The following is a 15520-nucleotide window of genomic DNA, read 5'->3' as shown; positions in this document are numbered from 1 at the left end:
GCCGTCGCCCCGCGTCGAGGGCGGGGGCTCGCAACTCCCTGAGAAATGACCGATTTATAAGCATATGGCGTCAATTGCGGAGCCGACGCCGATCACCCTTTCGTGTGCTTTTCACCAAAGACCTCAAGGGGCGGGCGAGCCGCGCCGACAAAGGATGCGTGAGTACCCTTGCGCACACCATGATGACCGCCGCCCGCACCGTCGATTCCGGCCTGGCCGGCTCGGGCGATCTCGACCGCTATCCCTATCCGGAGGCGTCGGCCGGCGAGCGTGCCGCGTCCCGGGCCTGGGGCGGTTCCGATTCCGAGCTGGGACGGGCGAGCCGACGGGGAGCGGCCAGCCGGGGGCGTGGCCTCCACGGCCAACTCGTTCAGCAGCTGGGCCAGATGATCGTTTCCGGAGACCTCGGCGCGGACCGCCCCCTCGTACCCGAGGAGATCGGCCAGCGATTCGAGGTCTCCCGCACCGTCGTCCGCGAATCCCTGCGCGTCCTCGAAGCCAAGGGGCTGGTCAGCGCGCGCCCCAATGTGGGGACGAGGGTCCGCCCGGTCAGCGACTGGAACCTGCTGGATCCCGACATCATCGAATGGCGGGCCTTCGGTCCGCAGCGTGACGACCAGCGCCGCGAGCTGGCCGAGCTCCGCTGGACCATCGAACCGCTCGCGGCCCGCCTCGCGGCCGGGCACGGCCGGGACGACATCCAGCAGCGGCTCGGCGACATGGTGGAGATCATGGGGCACGCGATGGGGCAGGGGGATGCGATCACGTTCTCCCGGGCCGACGCGGAGTTCCACGCCCTGCTCATCCAGGCCGCGGGCAACCGGATGCTCGAACACCTTTCCGGCATCGTCTCGGCCGCTCTCCATGTCTCCGGCGGTCCCGTCACCGGCTGTGACCGGCCCGGCGAAGCCTCGCTCGGCCACCACGCGCGCATCGCCGACGCCCTGGCATCGGGCGACGCCGGTGCCGCCGAGACGGCCATGCGTCAACTGCTCGTCGTCCATCCCGACGTCGAGCGTGTGGTTCCCGCGCCGCGCGAGCACTGACCGGTGCGCGGCCGGGTGCCTGGGCCCGGTGCCGCCGGATCGCACGGGTCCGGCGGCATAATTGTGGGGGGATGACGCCCATGGTCCGGTTCGTCGCAAATGGGGTGTGACTCGGGCCACGCGGATTGGCCGTAACACTCCTCGAAGCAGCGCGATGACTTAAGAGGTGACCGTCGCGGAAGGAATACAGCAGCCCTTGGGCGCGCTGTGCAGTTCTGAGGCCAAACCCGCGCCGTCGACGACATCCCCAGTCGACGGTCGTCGGTTCCAGCCCTCTTCAGGGCAGGGCCGGAAGCCGTTTCCATCGTTCCGAGAGGTTGTTCGTGTCGGCCAGCACATCCCGTACGCTCCCGCCGGAGATCGCCGAGTCCGAGTCTGTGATGGCGCTCATCGAGCGGGGAAAGGCTGATGGGCAGATCGCCGGCGATGACGTGCGTCGGGCCTTCGAGGCTGACCAGATTCCGCCAACCCAGTGGAAGAACGTTCTGCGCAGCCTCAACCAGATCCTCGAGGAAGAGGGTGTGACGCTGATGGTCAGTGCCGCGGAGTCGCCGAAGCGCGCCCGCAAGAGCGTCGCAGCGAAGAGCCCGGTCAAGCGCACCGCCACCAAGACCGTCGCGGCGAAGACCACCGTGACCAGGACCGTCGCGGCCACCGCCGCCCCGGCGGTCGAGAGTGCGGACGCGGTGGCCGACGACGCCGTCGCGGCCGCTCCCGCCAAGAAGACAGCAGCCAAGAAGACCGCTGCCAAGAAGACCGCCGCGAAGAAGACGGCGGCCAAGAAGACAGCGGCGAAGAAGTCCGGCAAGCAGGACGACGAGCTCCTCGACGGTGACGAGGCTGTCGAGGAAGTCAAGGCCGGCAAGGGCGAGGAAGAGGAGAGCGAGGGCGAGAACAAGGGCTTCGTCCTCTCCGACGACGACGAGGACGACGCACCTGCGCAGCAGGTCGCCGTCGCCGGCGCCACCGCCGACCCGGTCAAGGACTACCTGAAGCAGATCGGCAAGGTTCCCCTCCTCAATGCCGAGCAGGAGGTCGAGCTCGCCAAGCGCATCGAGGCCGGTCTCTTCGCCGAGGACAAGCTGGCGAACGCCGACAAGCTCGCACCGAAGCTCAAGCGCGAGCTGGAGATCATCGCCGAGGACGGCCGGCGGGCCAAGAACCACCTCCTGGAGGCCAACCTCCGTCTGGTGGTCTCCCTGGCCAAGCGCTATACCGGTCGCGGCATGCTCTTCCTGGACCTGATCCAGGAGGGCAACCTCGGTCTGATCCGTGCGGTCGAGAAGTTCGACTACACCAAGGGCTACAAGTTCTCCACGTACGCCACCTGGTGGATCCGTCAGGCGATCACCCGCGCGATGGCCGACCAGGCCCGCACCATCCGTATTCCGGTGCACATGGTCGAGGTCATCAACAAGCTCGCGCGTGTGCAGCGTCAGATGCTCCAGGACCTGGGCCGCGAGCCCACCCCGGAGGAGCTGGCCAAGGAACTCGACATGACCCCCGAGAAGGTCATCGAGGTCCAGAAGTACGGTCGCGAGCCGATCTCCCTCCACACCCCGCTGGGTGAGGACGGAGACAGCGAGTTCGGTGACCTGATCGAGGACTCCGAGGCCGTCGTCCCGGCGGACGCGGTCAGCTTCACGCTCCTCCAGGAGCAGCTCCACTCGGTGCTCGACACGCTCTCCGAGCGTGAGGCCGGCGTGGTCTCGATGCGCTTCGGTCTCACCGACGGTCAGCCGAAGACGCTCGACGAGATCGGCAAGGTCTACGGCGTGACGCGTGAGCGCATCCGTCAGATCGAGTCGAAGACGATGTCGAAGCTTCGCCACCCGTCGCGCTCCCAGGTGCTGCGCGACTACCTCGACTAGATCGCGGAAGATTCACCGGCCGAGGGCCCGGAACCCCCCAGGGGATCCGGGCCCTCCGGCGTGTCCTCGGGTGCGTACGTGGACCGGCTGGATCACGCTGGGTGCATCGTCACCACCTCAGCGTCAGGAGCCTCCATGCCCCGTCCCCTCGTCCGTGCCCTGACCGGGGTGCTCGCCCTGACCGCCGCCGCGGCCGTGCTGCCGCTCGCCTCGCCCTCCGCTGCGGTCGCGGACAGCATCATCGTCGGCGGCCGGCCCGCCCCCGTGGCGGACAGCCCCTGGGCCGTGGCGCTGTCGAGCCGGGACCGGTTCGGCGGGGCGCGCTCGGGCCAGTTCTGCGGCGGCGTCGCCGTGGCGCCCACGAAGATCCTGACGGCCGCCCACTGTCTGAGTGACGAGGCGCTCGGCGGACCGGCGAACCGGGTGAAGGATCTGCTGGTCATCGTCGGCCGGGAGCGGCTGGGCGATTCCGGCGGCCAGGAGATCCCGGTCCGGGGCATCTGGGTGAACCCGGCGTACGACCCCGCCTCCAACGCGGGCGACCTCGCGGTGCTGACGCTGGCGCGCGCACTGTCGGAGGGAGGCGTCATCCCGATGGCCGGGGGCGGGGACGCCGCCTACCGGGCCGGGACCGCCGCGGACGTCTACGGGTGGGGCGACACGACGGGAAGCGGTACGTACGCCTCCGTGCTGCGCTCCGCGCGGGTCCAGGTCCTGCCGGACAGTGACTGCGCGCGTGCCTACCCGGGCGGCCGGGAGGGTACGTACAAGGCCTCGGCGATGCTCTGTGCGGGCGATCGGGCGGGTGGCCGGGACGCGTGCCAGGGCGACAGCGGCGGGCCGCTGGTGGCCCGTGGGCGGCTTATCGGCCTGGTGTCCTGGGGCAGCGGCTGCGGGCGCGCGGGCAGCCCCGGGGTGTACACACGGGTCTCCGCCGCCCTGGACTGGGCCGAGGGCCGCATCTGAGCGGGTCGTGGCCGTGTGCGCACGGCGCTCCTGCGGCGCGCGCACATGATCCCCGCAGCCGCAGCCGCAGCCGCAGCCGCAGCCGCAGCCGCAGCCGCAGCCGCAGTCGAGAACGGGCGGCTCCCCCGGTGGGGGAGCCGCCCGTCGGCCGGTCCTGGACCGGCCCCTGGCTCGTCGTGGATGCGAGGTGTCAGTGTTGGTCCTCGTCGGCAGCGGCAGCCGTCTGCACGGCGGTGAGCCGATCCGTCTCATCCTGTATTTCCGCGGCGATCTTCTTGAGTTCCGGCTCGAACTTGCGCCCATGGTGGGCGCAGAAGAGCAGTTCACCGCCGCTGATCAGGACGACGCGCAGATATGCCTGGGCGCCGCAACGGTCACAGCGGTCTGCTGCGGTCAGCGGGCTCGCGGGGGTCAGAACAGTAGTCACGTCGCCTCTTCTCTAGCTCGACGAGCTGTCGTACCAGGGTCAACATCCAACCAGGCCGAAAACGTTCCCGCTCGTGGCTTTTCTTCGAAACTTCTTCTCGGTGTGGCTGTCAGTTGCCGGTTGGCGGCGAAGGTGCCGTATGTGGAGCGCTACGGTTTCGCATTGCTTGTCCAGGGGTGGGTCCCGCCGGCCGGCTTGCCGGTTTGTTCATGAGGACGTGCCCGGAGCCTAAATGGTTCATGCGTCGAAGGGAACGTGATGTGCACGTCACTCCAACGAATGATCGAACATCCATACGAGCCCGGATGAAGCTCGACTAGCATGAGGATTCCCCGAGGGTGGCGTTACAACCGCTCTACCAGGCCTCTGTAGGCTCTCAGCGGCAACCGAAGCCCAGCCCTGTACCCACGGGGGCCCCAGATGAAATTCAGCGAGGAGCGAACCGCGTGACCGCCGAAACGTCCGTGCCGTCCACCGCGATGCTGACCGGAGCAGGCGGCGACCGGGACAGCTCCAACTACACCGCGCGGCACCTGCTCGTCCTCGAAGGCCTTGAGGCGGTCCGCAAGCGTCCCGGGATGTACATCGGGTCCACCGACAGCCGTGGCCTGATGCACTGCCTCTGGGAGATCATCGACAACTCCGTCGACGAAGCCCTCGGCGGCCACTGCGACCAGATCGAGGTCATCCTCCACGACGACTCCTCCGTCGAGGTCCGGGACAACGGCCGCGGCATCCCGGTCGACGTCGAACCCAAGACCGGCCTCTCCGGCATCGAGGTCGTCATGACCAAGCTGCATGCCGGGGGCAAGTTCGGCGGCGGCTCCTACGCGGCCTCGGGCGGCCTCCACGGTGTCGGCGCGTCCGTGGTCAACGCCCTCTCCGCCCGCCTGGACGTCGAGGTCGACCGGAGCAGCGCGACCCACTCCATCAGCTTCCGGCGCGGTGTCCCCGGCATGTTCACCGAGCAGGGCCCGGACAGCCCGTTCGACCCGGCCAACGGACTGCGCAAGGGCAAGCGCGTCCCCAAGACCCGTACCGGTACCCGGGTGCGGTACTGGGCGGACCGCCAGATCTTCCTCAAGGACGCCAAGCTCAATCTGGACACGCTCTACCAGCGCGCCCGGCAGACGGCCTTCCTCGTCCCCGGCCTCACGATCATCGTCCGCGACGAGCGCGGGCTGGACGGCGAGGGCAAGACCGAGGAGACGTTCCGCTTCGACGGCGGCATCAGCGAGTTCTGCGAGTACCTCGCCCAGGACAAGGCCGTCTGCGACGTCCAGCGGCTGACCGGCACGGGCACCTTCAAGGAGACCGTCCCCGTCCTGGACGACCGCGGCCACATGACCGCCACCGAGGTCACCCGCGAGCTGGCCGTCGACATCGCCCTGCGCTGGGGCACCGGCTACGACACGACCGTACGGTCGTTCGTCAACATCATCGCCACCCCCAAGGGCGGCACCCATGTCAGCGGATTCGAGCGCTCCCTGACCAAGACGGTGAACGAGGCGCTGCGCTCCGCCAAGATGCTGCGGGTCGCCGAGGACGACGTCGTCAAGGACGACGCCCTCGAAGGGCTCACGGCCGTTGTCACCGTACGGCTCGCCGAGCCGCAGTTCGAGGGGCAGACCAAGGAGGTGCTCGGCACCTCGGCGGCCAACCGGATCGTCGCCAACGTGGTCTCCAAGGAGCTCAAGGCGTTCCTGACCTCGACGAAGCGGGACGCCAAGGCCCAGGCCAGGGCGGTGCTGGAGAAGGCCGTGGCCGCCGCCCGCACCCGGATCGCGGCCCGCCAGCACAAGGACGCCCAGCGCCGCAAGACCGCGCTGGAGTCCTCCTCGCTGCCCGCCAAGCTCGCCGACTGCCGCAGCGACGACGTCGAGCGCAGCGAGCTGTTCATCGTGGAGGGCGACTCGGCGCTCGGCACGGCCAAGCTGGCCCGGAACAGTGAGTTCCAGGCGCTGCTGCCGATCCGCGGAAAGATCCTCAACGTACAGAAGTCGTCCGTCTCGGACATGCTGAAGAACGCCGAGTGCGGCGCGATCATCCAGGTCATAGGAGCAGGGTCCGGGCGGACCTTCGACATCGACGCCGCGCGCTACGGGAAGATCGTCCTGCTGGTGGACGCCGATGTCGACGGCGCCCACATCCGCTGCCTGCTGCTGACCCTCTTCCAGCGCTACATGCGCCCGATGGTCGAGGCGGGGCGGGTCTTCGCCGCGGTCCCGCCGCTGCACCGGATCGAGCTGGTCCAGCCCAAGAAGGGGCAGGACAAGTACGTCTACACCTACTCCGACAGCGAGCTGCGCCAGACCCTCCTGGAGTTCCAGCGCAAGAACGTCCGGATCAAGGAATCGATCCAGCGCTACAAGGGCCTGGGCGAGATGGACGCCGATCAGCTGGCGGAGACGACGATGGACCCGCGCCACCGCACGCTGCGGCGCATCAACATCGGCGACCTGGAATCCTCCGAGCAGGTCTTCGACCTGCTGATGGGCAACGAGGTCGCGCCCCGCAAGGAGTTCATCACCAGCTCCGCGGCCACCCTGGACCGTTCGCGCATCGACGCCTGATCCCGTATGCCCGCCCGGTCCCCGCTGCCGTCCCGCCAACAGCGTTCCGCCCGATCGGAGCGGGGGCCGCGTACGGTTCCCCGGTTCGTGCAGCCGTCCGGGACTTCTGTCACCTGAAGGGGTGAAGTCGGGCGGATGACGCGCCCGGGATCTTCCCGAACCGCCCATGGTTGGCCGTGCGGCCGAAAAGGTCCGCGGATCAGGGGAGCTGTTCGGTGGAGAAGGAAGCAGGGCCGGAGACCGCGGGAGTGCGGGTCGACGACCCGTGGGACGGTGCGCCGGCCGTCGGCTGGGGCGACCGGGACGGGACGGGAGGCGTCGCCGGCCCCGGCGCGTCCGGTGCGGCGGGACCGGATCCCGAGCCCAGCGCGGCCGACATCTATCTGGAAGTGCACCGCAGCGCCGCCTTCCGCGAGGTGCGCCGCCGCTACCGCCGCTTCGTGGTCCCCGCCGCCCTCGCCTTCCTCCTCTGGTATCTCGCCTACGTCGTCGCCGCGACCACCGCGCCCGAGCTGATGGCCCGCCCGGTCGCCGGCGCGGTCAACGTCGCGATGACGGCGGGGCTCGGCCAGTTCCTCACCACGTTCCTGCTCACCTGGGCGTACGCACGGCACGCGCGGCTGCGCCGGGACCGGGCCGCGCTCGATCTGCGCTGGGACACCCAGGAGATGACGCGGGGCCTGGGCCAGGAGACGACCAGAGGGCTGGGCCCGGAGATGTCGAGAGGCCTGGGCCAGGAGATGACGAGAGGGCTCGGACGTTGAGAGGCGATCACCAGACACTCGCCCTGCTGCTGTTCAGCGCGTTCATCGCGGTGACGCTCTTCATCACCACCTGGGTCGGCCGCAACCGGCAGGGCTCCGCCGAGGAGTTCTACGCCGGCGGACGCCTGTTCTCGCCCATGGAGAACGGATTCGCCATCGCCGGCGACTACATGTCGGCGGCCTCCTTCCTCGGGATCTCCGGGCTGATCGCCCTCTTCGGCTACGACGGCATGCTCTACTCGGTCGGCTTCCTCGTCGCCTGGCTGGTCGTCCTGCTGTTCGTCGCCGAACTCGTCCGCAACTGCGGCCGGTTCACCCTGGCCGACGTGGTCGCCGCACGGATGGCGGAGCGCCCGGTGCGCACCGCGCTCGGCACCTCGTCCGTCACCGTCTCCGTGCTCTATCTGGTGGCCCAGATGGTCGGTGCGGGCAGCCTCGTGGCCCTGCTGCTCGGCGGTACGAGCGACGCGGCCCGGTCCTGGACGGTGGTCGGGGTCGGCGCGCTCATGGTGATCTACGTGTCGTTCGGCGGGATGCGCGCCACCACCTGGATCCAGATCGTCAAGGCCGTCCTGCTGATGGCCGGGGCCGTCGCGCTCACCGTGCTCGTCCTGGTCCATTTCCACGGGAACGTCAACAGCCTGCTCAACACCGCCGCCGAACGCAGCGGCCACGGCAAGGACTTCCTCGCCCCCGGCCTCCGCTACGGCGGGGACTGGACCTCACGCTTCGACTTCATCAGCCTGGGAGTCGCCCTCGTCCTCGGCACGGCGGGGCTCCCGCACATCCTGTCGCGCTTCTACACCGTGCCCACCGCCCGCGCCGCGCGCCGGTCCGTCGTCTGGTCCGTCGGCCTGATCGGCAGCTTCTACCTGATGACGATCGTGCTCGGGTTCGGCGCCGCCGCTCTCGTCGGCTCCGCCGAGGTCCGCGCCTCGAACGCGGCGGGCAACACCGCGGTCCCGCTGCTGGCCCTCCAGCTCGGCGGCGGTGAAGGGTCCACCGGCGGAACGATTCTCTTCGCCGTGGTCGCCGCCATCGCCTTCGCCACCATCCTGGCCGTCGTCGCGGGCATCACGCTCGCCTCGTCCGCGTCCGTCGCCCACGACCTCTACGCCTCGCTCCGCCGCCCCGGGCGCAAGAAGTACGGCGAGGTCGCCGTGGCGCGTATCGCCGCCGCGGGGATCGGCGTGGTCGCGATCGGCCTCGGACTGCTGGCCCAGGACCTCAACGTCGCGTTCCTGGTGGGCCTCGCGTTCGCCGTGGCCGCGTCGGCGAACCTCCCGGCCCTGCTCTACTCGCTGTTCTGGCGCGGCTTCACCACCCGGGGCGCGGTCTGGGCGGTCTACGGCGGGCTGATCCCGGCGGTCCTGCTGGTGCTGGTCTCGCCCGTCGTCTCGGGCAGCCCCACGTCCCTGTTCCCCGGCGTCGACTTCCAGCTCTTCCCGCTGGAGAACCCGGGCCTGGTCTCCATCCCGCTCGGCTTCCTGGCCGGCTGGATCGGTACGGTCACCTCGCCCGAGAAGCCCGACGAGGCCAAGCACGCCGAGGCCGAAGTCCGGGCGCTGACGGGGGCCGGGGCAGCGTAGAGCGGGCTCCTGGGAGGGCCGGGTCCTCTGTGCGTCCAGGCGTCACGCCGTACGGGCCTGTGGGCGGCTCAGCCGGCCGCCCAGGCGTAGCGGTGTTCCGGGCGGCCCGTCTCCCCGTACCGCAGTGTCAGCCGGACCTTGCCGGTGCGCTCCAGCAGCTTCAGATAGCGCTGGGCCGTCTGCCGGCTCATCCCCGCGCTGTCCGCGATCTCCTGGGCGGAGAGCGGGCCCTCGGCGCCGCGCAGGGCCCGCCGGACGAGCTCGGCGGTGGTGGGGGAGTGGCCCTTGGGGAGGGCCGGCTCGCCCACCGCCCACAGCGCGCCGAAGAGCCGGTCCACCTCCGCCTGCTCGGCCTCCCCGCCCCCGTCGAGCGCCTGCCGCAGGGCCGCGTACGCCGCCAGCTTCGAGCGCAGGCCCGCGTACGTGAACGGCTTCACCAGGTACTGGAGCGCGCCGTGCCGCATCGCGTCCTGCACGGTCGCGACGTCCCGGGCGGCCGTCACCATGATCACGTCGACCTGACGGCCGAGGCGGCGCAGTTCCCGTACGACGGCGAGGCCGTTGCGGTCCGGCAGGTAGTGGTCCAGCAGGATCAGGTCCACCGCGACCTCCTCGACCGTCGCCAGCGCCTCGGCCGCCGAGTGGGCCTGCGCGGCCACCCGGAATCCGGGGACCTTGGTGACGTACGCGGCGTTGATCCGCGCCACCCGCACGTCGTCGTCCACGATCAGGACCTGGATCACCGCTGCTCTCCCGTCGTGGCCGTACGCGTGGGGGGCGGCGGGCCGTCGGGGGAAACCGTGGCGGGGCCGGCCGAGGCCCCCGGAACGGGCTCGGCCAGCGCCTCCGGCAGGACGACCGTGAACACCGCGCCGCCCCCGTCCGCCCCGGAGACCGTCACCCTGCCTCCCTGGCGCTCCGCGAGCCTCCGTACGAGAGCGAGCCCGAGGCCGCGCCTGCCGTGCGCCGGGACGTCCTTGGTGGACCAGCCCTCCGTGAAGATCGACGCGCGCTGCTCCCGGGGGACGCCGGGGCCGCTGTCGCGTACCTCCAGGATCACCGTACGGCTCTCCGCGCACAGCCCGACCTCGATCCGAGCTCCGTCCGACCCGGTCGCCGCGTCCGTGGCGTTGTCGACGAGGTTGCCCACCACGGTGACCAGGCCCCGGGGATCGACCACCCGGTCCGGCAGCAGCGTGCCGGGAGTCAGCCGCAGTGAGACGCCGCGCTCGGCGGCGACCGTCGCCTTGCCGACGAGGAGGGCTGCCAGCAGCGGGTCCTGGACCTTCTCGGTGACCTGCTCGGCCGTCGCCCGGTGGACGCCCACCACCTCCGTGATGAACTCCATCGCGTCCTCGTGCATCTCCAGCTCCAACAGCCCCAGCAGGGTGTGCAGCCGGTTCGCGTGCTCGTGGTCCTGGGCGCGCAGGGCGTCGATCAGCCCCGTGGTGGAGTCGAGTTCCCGGCCCAGGTGCTCCAGCTCGGTCCGGTCGCGCAGGGTCACCACGGCCCCGCCGTCGTCCGTGGGCATCCGGTTGGCCAGCAGCACCCGGCTGCCCCGTACCGCCAGCAGGTCGTCGCCGACCACCCGACCGGCCAGCACGTCCGCGGTCCGGCCGTCGCCCAGCACCTCCTCCAGCGGTCGGCCCGCCGCCTCAGGACCGAGGCCCAGCAGCCGCTGCGCCTCGTCGTTCAGCAGCCGGACGCGTCCGGCCCCGTCGAGGGCGACGACCCCTTCGCGGATGCCGTGCAGCATGGCCTCGCGTTCGGTCAGCAGCGCGGAGATGTCGGAGAACGCCAGGTCGTGGGTCTGCCGTTGCAGCCGGCGGGCGATCAGGTACGCGGCGAGCGCCCCGACGGCCAGGGCTCCGCCCGCGTACGCGAGCAGTCCCGGGATCGCCCCGAGGAGACGGGCGCGGACGCTGTCGTACTCGATCCCGACCGAGACCGCGCCGACCACCTCGCCGGAGGAGCCGAACAGCGGCACCTTGCCCCGCGCCGAGCGGCCGAGGGTCCCGCTGTCGATCTCCATCACCTCGCGGCCGCGCAGCGCCGCACCGGGGTCGGTGGAGACGACCTCGCCGATCCGGCGGACCGCGGGGTGCGACCAGCGCACCCCGCGCCGGTCCATGACGACGACGTACTCCGCTCCGGTCGCCCGCCTGACCCGCTCGGCGGCCGACTGGACCGGCCCCCGGCCGGACGGGTCCGTGGTGCTCAGGTCCTTCACGATCCCCGGCTGGGCGGCGGTGCTCTGGGCGATGGCCAGGGCGCGGCGCATCGCCTGATCGTCCAGCTGGGTGCTGAGCGGCGCCAGGAACAGACCGGTGACCAGGACGATCACGCCGGTGATGATGGCCAGCTGCATCAGCAGGACCTGGGAGAAGACCCGTTGGGGCCAGCCGAACCGGCGCGGTCCGCTCCCGGGGGTCCGTGGGGCGTTCATCGTACGAACGGTAAGGGCCGGGCGGCCGGGGCGGAAATCTCGGCCGTGCGTCGCCGTGCGTCGCCGTGCGTCGCCGTGCACGGTCGTCGGTGACGCGACGGTCGTCTAGGCGCCGGGCAGTGGCTGCGGCGGCCGGGGGCCCGTGTACTGCCCGCTGGGGCGGATGCGGAGCGGGCGCTCCCCGTACTCCTCCAGCGCGTGGGCGATCCAGCCCGCGGTGCGGGACACCGCGAACACGGTCTCGCCCGCGTCCGCCGGCATCCCCCGGGAGACGGACAGAACGGCCAGGGCCAGGTCGACGTTGGCGTGCAGCGGAGCGTGCCGCGCCGTCGTGTCGACCACCTCGCGGGCCGCCGCCAGCGCCCCGGCCGCCTGCGGCACGTCCTCCAGCAGCGCGAACAACGCCGTCGCCCGGGGGTCCTCGCCCCGGTACAGCCGGTGGCCCAGCCCCGGCACCCGCCGCCCGGTCCGCAGATGATCGGCGACCACGGGGACCGCGCTGCCCCGGTCCACCGCCTCCCGGAGCATCCGGTGCGCCAGACCGCTCGCCGCGCCGTGCAGCGGCCCCTCCAGCACGCCGAGACCCGCCGAGACCACGGCGTACGGGTGGGCCCGCGCGGAGGCGGCGACCCGGGCGGCCAGGGTGGAGGCCGCCAGGTCGTGGTCGATCAGGAGGGCCAGCGCCGCGTCCAGCACGGCGAGGGAAGGGGCGTCGGCCGGCTCCGCGGTGAGCCGTGACCACAGCCCCCGCGCCAGGGAACCCCCTTCGGCCTCCGGGCCGCCCAGCACCGGCAGGGCGCCCACCAGCGTCGGGATCAGGCCCCGGGCGCTGCTCAGCACCGCCTGGGGCGACAGGTCGAACCGCAGCGGATCCGTGGCCGCCGCAGCGGTCACCGCCACCCGCAGCCGGTCCGTCGACCCACTGTGCGCGGGCAGCGCGCCGACCGTCCGGCGGGCCGCCGCGAGGGTTCCGGCGGACGCGGTGAACCGGGCGCCGCGTCGCAGCTCACCCGTCCACAGCCACTCGGCGACCTCCTCGTAGCTGTACCGCCGGGCCAGCTCCGCCGCGTCGACCCCGCGGAAGAAACAGCGGTCGCCCTCGATGAGCGTGATGCCCGTACGGAAGGCGAGGTCGCCCACGGCCGGGGAGGGATCCCGCCGTCCCGAGCGCCGGGCCAGCGCCCGGACCTCGTCGGCGTCGAACGTGCTGCCCCGCCCTCCGGTGGCCCGCGCGCTGCTCAGCTGCCCCCGGCTGACGTAGGCGTACACCGTCTCCGGCTTCACGCCCAGCAACGCGGCGGCCTCCCGCGTGGTGAGCCGGGGCGCCGCCTGCTCGCCGGGCGCTGATTGATCGGTCATGCGGACCACCGTATCCATCCTGAATCCATGAGGGAGTCCAAGGATCTCGCTCTTTACATTGATTCAATCAACGTTGACAGAATTCAAGTCAATCATAGACAGTCGAATCAATGTTCCATGCGTCGGAAAGAGAACAGCCATGACCACCACCCCTGCCGTCCCCCGCGGTCTCGCCGGTGTCGTCGTCACCGACACCGCCCTCGGCGACGTGCGCGGCCGCGAGGGCTTCTACCACTACCGCCAGTACTCGGCGATCGAGCTCGCGGAGACCCGCGGCTTCGAGGACGTCTGGTACCTGATGGTCCACGGCGAACTGCCCGACCGGACGGCTGCCGCCGACTTCGCCGCCCGCACCGCCGCACTGCGCACCCTGCCCGCGGAGGTACGCGAGGCGCTGCCCGCGATCGCCCGCGCCGGCGCCGTCTCCGGCCCGCTCGCCGGACTCCGCACCGCGCTGTCCCTGCTGGGCGCCTCGGCCGGCTTCCGCCCGGTCTACGACATCGGGGCCGACCGCCGACGCGAGGACGCGCTCGCCGCCTGCGCGGCCGTCCCCACGATCCTGACCGCCCTCCACCGCCTGGGCCAGGGGCTTCAGCCGGTCGAACCCCGCGCGGATCTGCCGCACGCCGCGAACTACCTGTACATGCTGACCGGGTCCGAGCCGGAGCCGGAACACGCCAGGGCTGTCGAGCAGTACCTCATCTCGACCGTCGACCACGGCTTCAACGCCTCCACCTTCACCGCCCGGGTCGTCGCCTCCACCGGAGCCGACCTGGCCGCCTGCCTGGTCGCGGCGGTCGGCGCCCTCTCCGGACCGCTGCACGGCGGAGCCCCCAGCCGGGCCCTGGACACCCTCGACGCCATCGGCACCCCGGACCGCATCGACGGCTGGATCCGCGAACAGGTCCTCGCCGGCCGCCGCATCATGGGCTTCGGCCACCCCGTCTACCGCACCGAGGACCCGCGCTCCCGGATGCTCAAGTCCCTCGCACACGGCTTCGGCGGCCCGCTCGTCGACTTCGCCGTGGAGGTGGAACGCCAGGTCGAAGCCATCCTCGCCGAGCTCAAGCCGGGCCGGGAGCTGCACACCAACGTGGAGTTCTACGCCGGAGTGGTCATGGAGCTGTGCGGGCTGCCGCGCGCGATGTTCACCCCCACCTTCTGTGCGGCGCGGGTGGTCGGCTGGAGCGCCAATATCCTGGAACAGGCGGAGGACGCGAAGATCATCCGCCCGGCGGCCCGCTACGTCGGCGCACCCCCGCCGCAGCCGGTCCCGGCACCCTGACGACGCCCCAGGAAGGCTCCCGTTGACCCCGCCCCGTACCCCGCAGATCCCGGTCGTCGTCCTGGCGGGCTTCCTCGGCTCCGGCAAGACCACGCTCCTGAACCATCTGCTCCGCAACCGGGCGGGCACCCGGATCGGCGTGATCGTCAACGACTTCGGGGCAATCGAGATCGACGCCATGACCGTCTCGGGACAGGTCGGCTCGACGGTCTCGCTGGGCAACGGCTGTCTGTGCTGCGCCGTCGACGCGAGCGAACTCGACACCTTCCTGGAGACGCTGACCCGGCCCTCCGCCCGGCTCGACGTGATCGTCATCGAGGCGAGCGGGCTGGCCGAACCCCAGGAACTCGTGCGCATGCTGCTGGCCAGCGACAACCCGCACATCCTGTACGGAGGCCTCGTCGAGGTCGTCGACGCGGCGGAATTCGGCCGTACCCGTCAGCGGCACCCCGAGATCGACCGCCATCTCGCCGTCGCCGACCTCGTCGTCCTGAACAAGACCGACCGGGTGGGGGAAGCCGAGCGGGAGCGGCTGCGGGCGACGGTCGCGGAGCTGAGCGGCCCCGCCGCCGTGATCTGTGCCGTGCACGGCCGGATCGACCCCGAGCTGCTCTTCGATCCCGCTCTCCGGCCGGACCACGAGGAGAAGGCCCGTCAGCTCACCTTCGAGGACCTGCTGCGGGAGGAGGCGTGCGACGGGCAGGAGGGGCCCCACGACCACCTCCACGCCGCGTACGAGAGCGTCGGCTTCACCTCGGACATCCCCATGGACCCACGCCGCTTCATGGAGTTCCTCGACTCCCGGCCCGAGGGCCTCTACCGGATCAAGGGGTTCGCGGACTTCGGCGCGGGGGACCGGGACAACACGTACGCGCTGCACGCGGTGGGCCGCTTCCTGCGCTTCGTCCCCCGGCCGTGGGCGCGCGGCGAACAGCGGCTCACCCAGCTCGTCATGATCGGCGCGGGCATCGACGCCGGGACGCTGCTGGCCGGACTCGCCGCCTGCCGTGCGGACGGGCCCGAGCATGCGGACGGGCCCGAGCGCGCGGTCGAGCCCGAGCATGCGGAGGGGCCTGCGTGCGCGGACGGGCCTGCCCTCACAGGCACCGCCGACGTCGAGCGCGCCATGTGGGGCGTGCTCCGCTACGTACAGGAGCAGGCTCCCGAACCGGAAGCGGCCGCAGAGGCGTAACC

12 protein-coding genes are annotated in these 15520 nt (G+C 71.3%); 8 read left to right on the top strand and 4 right to left on the bottom strand.

The features are described 5' to 3' along the window. Window positions 1-179: 179 nt before the first annotated feature. The 3 genes from ACGF2Y_RS23100 to ACGF2Y_RS23090 all read left to right on the top strand — a co-directional run bounded on the left by ACGF2Y_RS23100 (window position 180) and on the right by ACGF2Y_RS23090 (window position 3883). The gene (locus ACGF2Y_RS23100; protein WP_392950693.1) at window positions 180-1046 is read left to right on the top strand and encodes a FadR/GntR family transcriptional regulator; all 867 of its coding nucleotides are present in this window, start codon (window positions 180-182) and stop codon (window positions 1044-1046) included. 323 nt (window positions 1047-1369) lie between these two features. Further along, window positions 1370-2917: an RNA polymerase sigma factor gene (locus ACGF2Y_RS23095; protein WP_392950536.1), complete on the top strand. Its 1548-nt coding sequence runs from the start codon at window positions 1370-1372 to the stop codon at window positions 2915-2917. A gap of 135 nt (window positions 2918-3052) precedes the next feature. Beyond that, a complete protein-coding gene (locus ACGF2Y_RS23090) occupies window positions 3053-3883 on the top strand; it encodes a S1 family peptidase (RefSeq protein ID WP_392950533.1) in 831 nt (276 codons plus the stop codon). A gap of 190 nt (window positions 3884-4073) precedes the next feature. On the opposite strand, the gene ACGF2Y_RS23085 is transcribed toward ACGF2Y_RS23090, so the two are convergent. Continuing rightward, entirely contained in the window at window positions 4074-4310 is a 237-nt protein-coding gene (locus ACGF2Y_RS23085) for a hypothetical protein (protein WP_030577209.1), read from the bottom strand. A gap of 446 nt (window positions 4311-4756) precedes the next feature. On the opposite strand from ACGF2Y_RS23085, the gene ACGF2Y_RS23080 reads away from it, so the two are divergent. The 3 genes from ACGF2Y_RS23080 to ACGF2Y_RS23070 all read left to right on the top strand — a co-directional run bounded on the left by ACGF2Y_RS23080 (window position 4757) and on the right by ACGF2Y_RS23070 (window position 9236). Then, a complete protein-coding gene (locus tag ACGF2Y_RS23080) occupies window positions 4757-6883 on the top strand; it encodes a type IIA DNA topoisomerase subunit B (protein WP_392950530.1) in 2127 nt (708 codons plus the stop codon). 248 nt (window positions 6884-7131) lie between these two features. Continuing rightward, a complete protein-coding gene (locus tag ACGF2Y_RS23075) occupies window positions 7132-7647 on the top strand; it encodes a DUF485 domain-containing protein (RefSeq protein WP_392950690.1) in 516 nt (171 codons plus the stop codon). Then, window positions 7644-9236, top strand: coding sequence for a cation acetate symporter (locus ACGF2Y_RS23070; RefSeq protein ID WP_392950527.1), 1593 nt, complete (start codon window positions 7644-7646; stop codon window positions 9234-9236). Before ACGF2Y_RS23075 ends, ACGF2Y_RS23070 begins: the two co-directional genes overlap by 4 nt. Before the next feature lie 68 nt (window positions 9237-9304). On the opposite strand, the gene ACGF2Y_RS23065 is transcribed toward ACGF2Y_RS23070, so the two are convergent. The 3 genes from ACGF2Y_RS23065 to ACGF2Y_RS23055 all read right to left on the bottom strand — a co-directional run bounded on the left by ACGF2Y_RS23065 (window position 9305) and on the right by ACGF2Y_RS23055 (window position 13041). Then, the gene (locus ACGF2Y_RS23065) at window positions 9305-9979 is read right to left on the bottom strand and encodes a response regulator (protein WP_392950524.1); all 675 of its coding nucleotides are present in this window, start codon (window positions 9977-9979) and stop codon (window positions 9305-9307) included. Continuing rightward, a complete protein-coding gene (locus ACGF2Y_RS23060; protein ID WP_392950521.1) occupies window positions 9976-11682 on the bottom strand; it encodes an ATP-binding protein in 1707 nt (568 codons plus the stop codon). Before ACGF2Y_RS23060 ends, ACGF2Y_RS23065 begins: the two co-directional genes overlap by 4 nt. Window positions 11683-11787: 105 nt before the next feature. Continuing rightward, window positions 11788-13041 (bottom strand): citrate/2-methylcitrate synthase, encoded by a 1254-nt coding sequence (locus ACGF2Y_RS23055; RefSeq protein WP_392950518.1) that lies wholly within the window; start codon window positions 13039-13041, stop codon window positions 11788-11790. A 139-nt stretch (window positions 13042-13180) separates the two neighbouring features. Here ACGF2Y_RS23055 and ACGF2Y_RS23050 point away from each other — a divergent pair, with 139 nt between their 5' ends. Both ACGF2Y_RS23050 and ACGF2Y_RS23045 read left to right on the top strand, forming a co-directional pair. Then, window positions 13181-14326, top strand: a complete 1146-nt coding sequence (locus ACGF2Y_RS23050; protein ID WP_392950515.1) for a citrate synthase — start codon at window positions 13181-13183, stop codon at window positions 14324-14326. Between the two features lie 22 nt (window positions 14327-14348). Beyond that, window positions 14349-15518: a CobW family GTP-binding protein gene (locus tag ACGF2Y_RS23045; protein ID WP_392950513.1), complete on the top strand. Its 1170-nt coding sequence runs from the start codon at window positions 14349-14351 to the stop codon at window positions 15516-15518. The last annotated feature ends 2 nt before the right edge of the window (window positions 15519-15520 follow it).

It is taken from the genome of Streptomyces sp. NPDC048142, assembly GCF_043202835.1.
GTDB lineage: Bacteria > Actinomycetota > Actinomycetes > Streptomycetales > Streptomycetaceae > Streptomyces.
This window is presented reverse-complemented; position numbering and strand designations above follow the sequence as displayed.

Excerpts from the sequence above, each read along its gene's own strand:
- ACGF2Y_RS23060 (WP_392950521.1), bottom strand. The coding sequence starts at position 11,682 with ATGAACGCCCCACGGACCCCCGGGAGCGGACCGCGCCGGTTCGGCTGG.
- ACGF2Y_RS23090 (WP_392950533.1), top strand. The coding sequence starts at position 3,053 with ATGCCCCGTCCCCTCGTCCGTGCCCTGACCGGGGTGCTCGCCCTGACC.
- ACGF2Y_RS23055 (WP_392950518.1), bottom strand. The coding sequence starts at position 13,041 with ATGACCGATCAATCAGCGCCCGGCGAGCAGGCGGCGCCCCGGCTCACC.
- ACGF2Y_RS23100 (WP_392950693.1), top strand. The coding sequence starts at position 180 with ATGATGACCGCCGCCCGCACCGTCGATTCCGGCCTGGCCGGCTCGGGC.
- ACGF2Y_RS23050 (WP_392950515.1), top strand. The coding sequence starts at position 13,181 with ATGACCACCACCCCTGCCGTCCCCCGCGGTCTCGCCGGTGTCGTCGTC.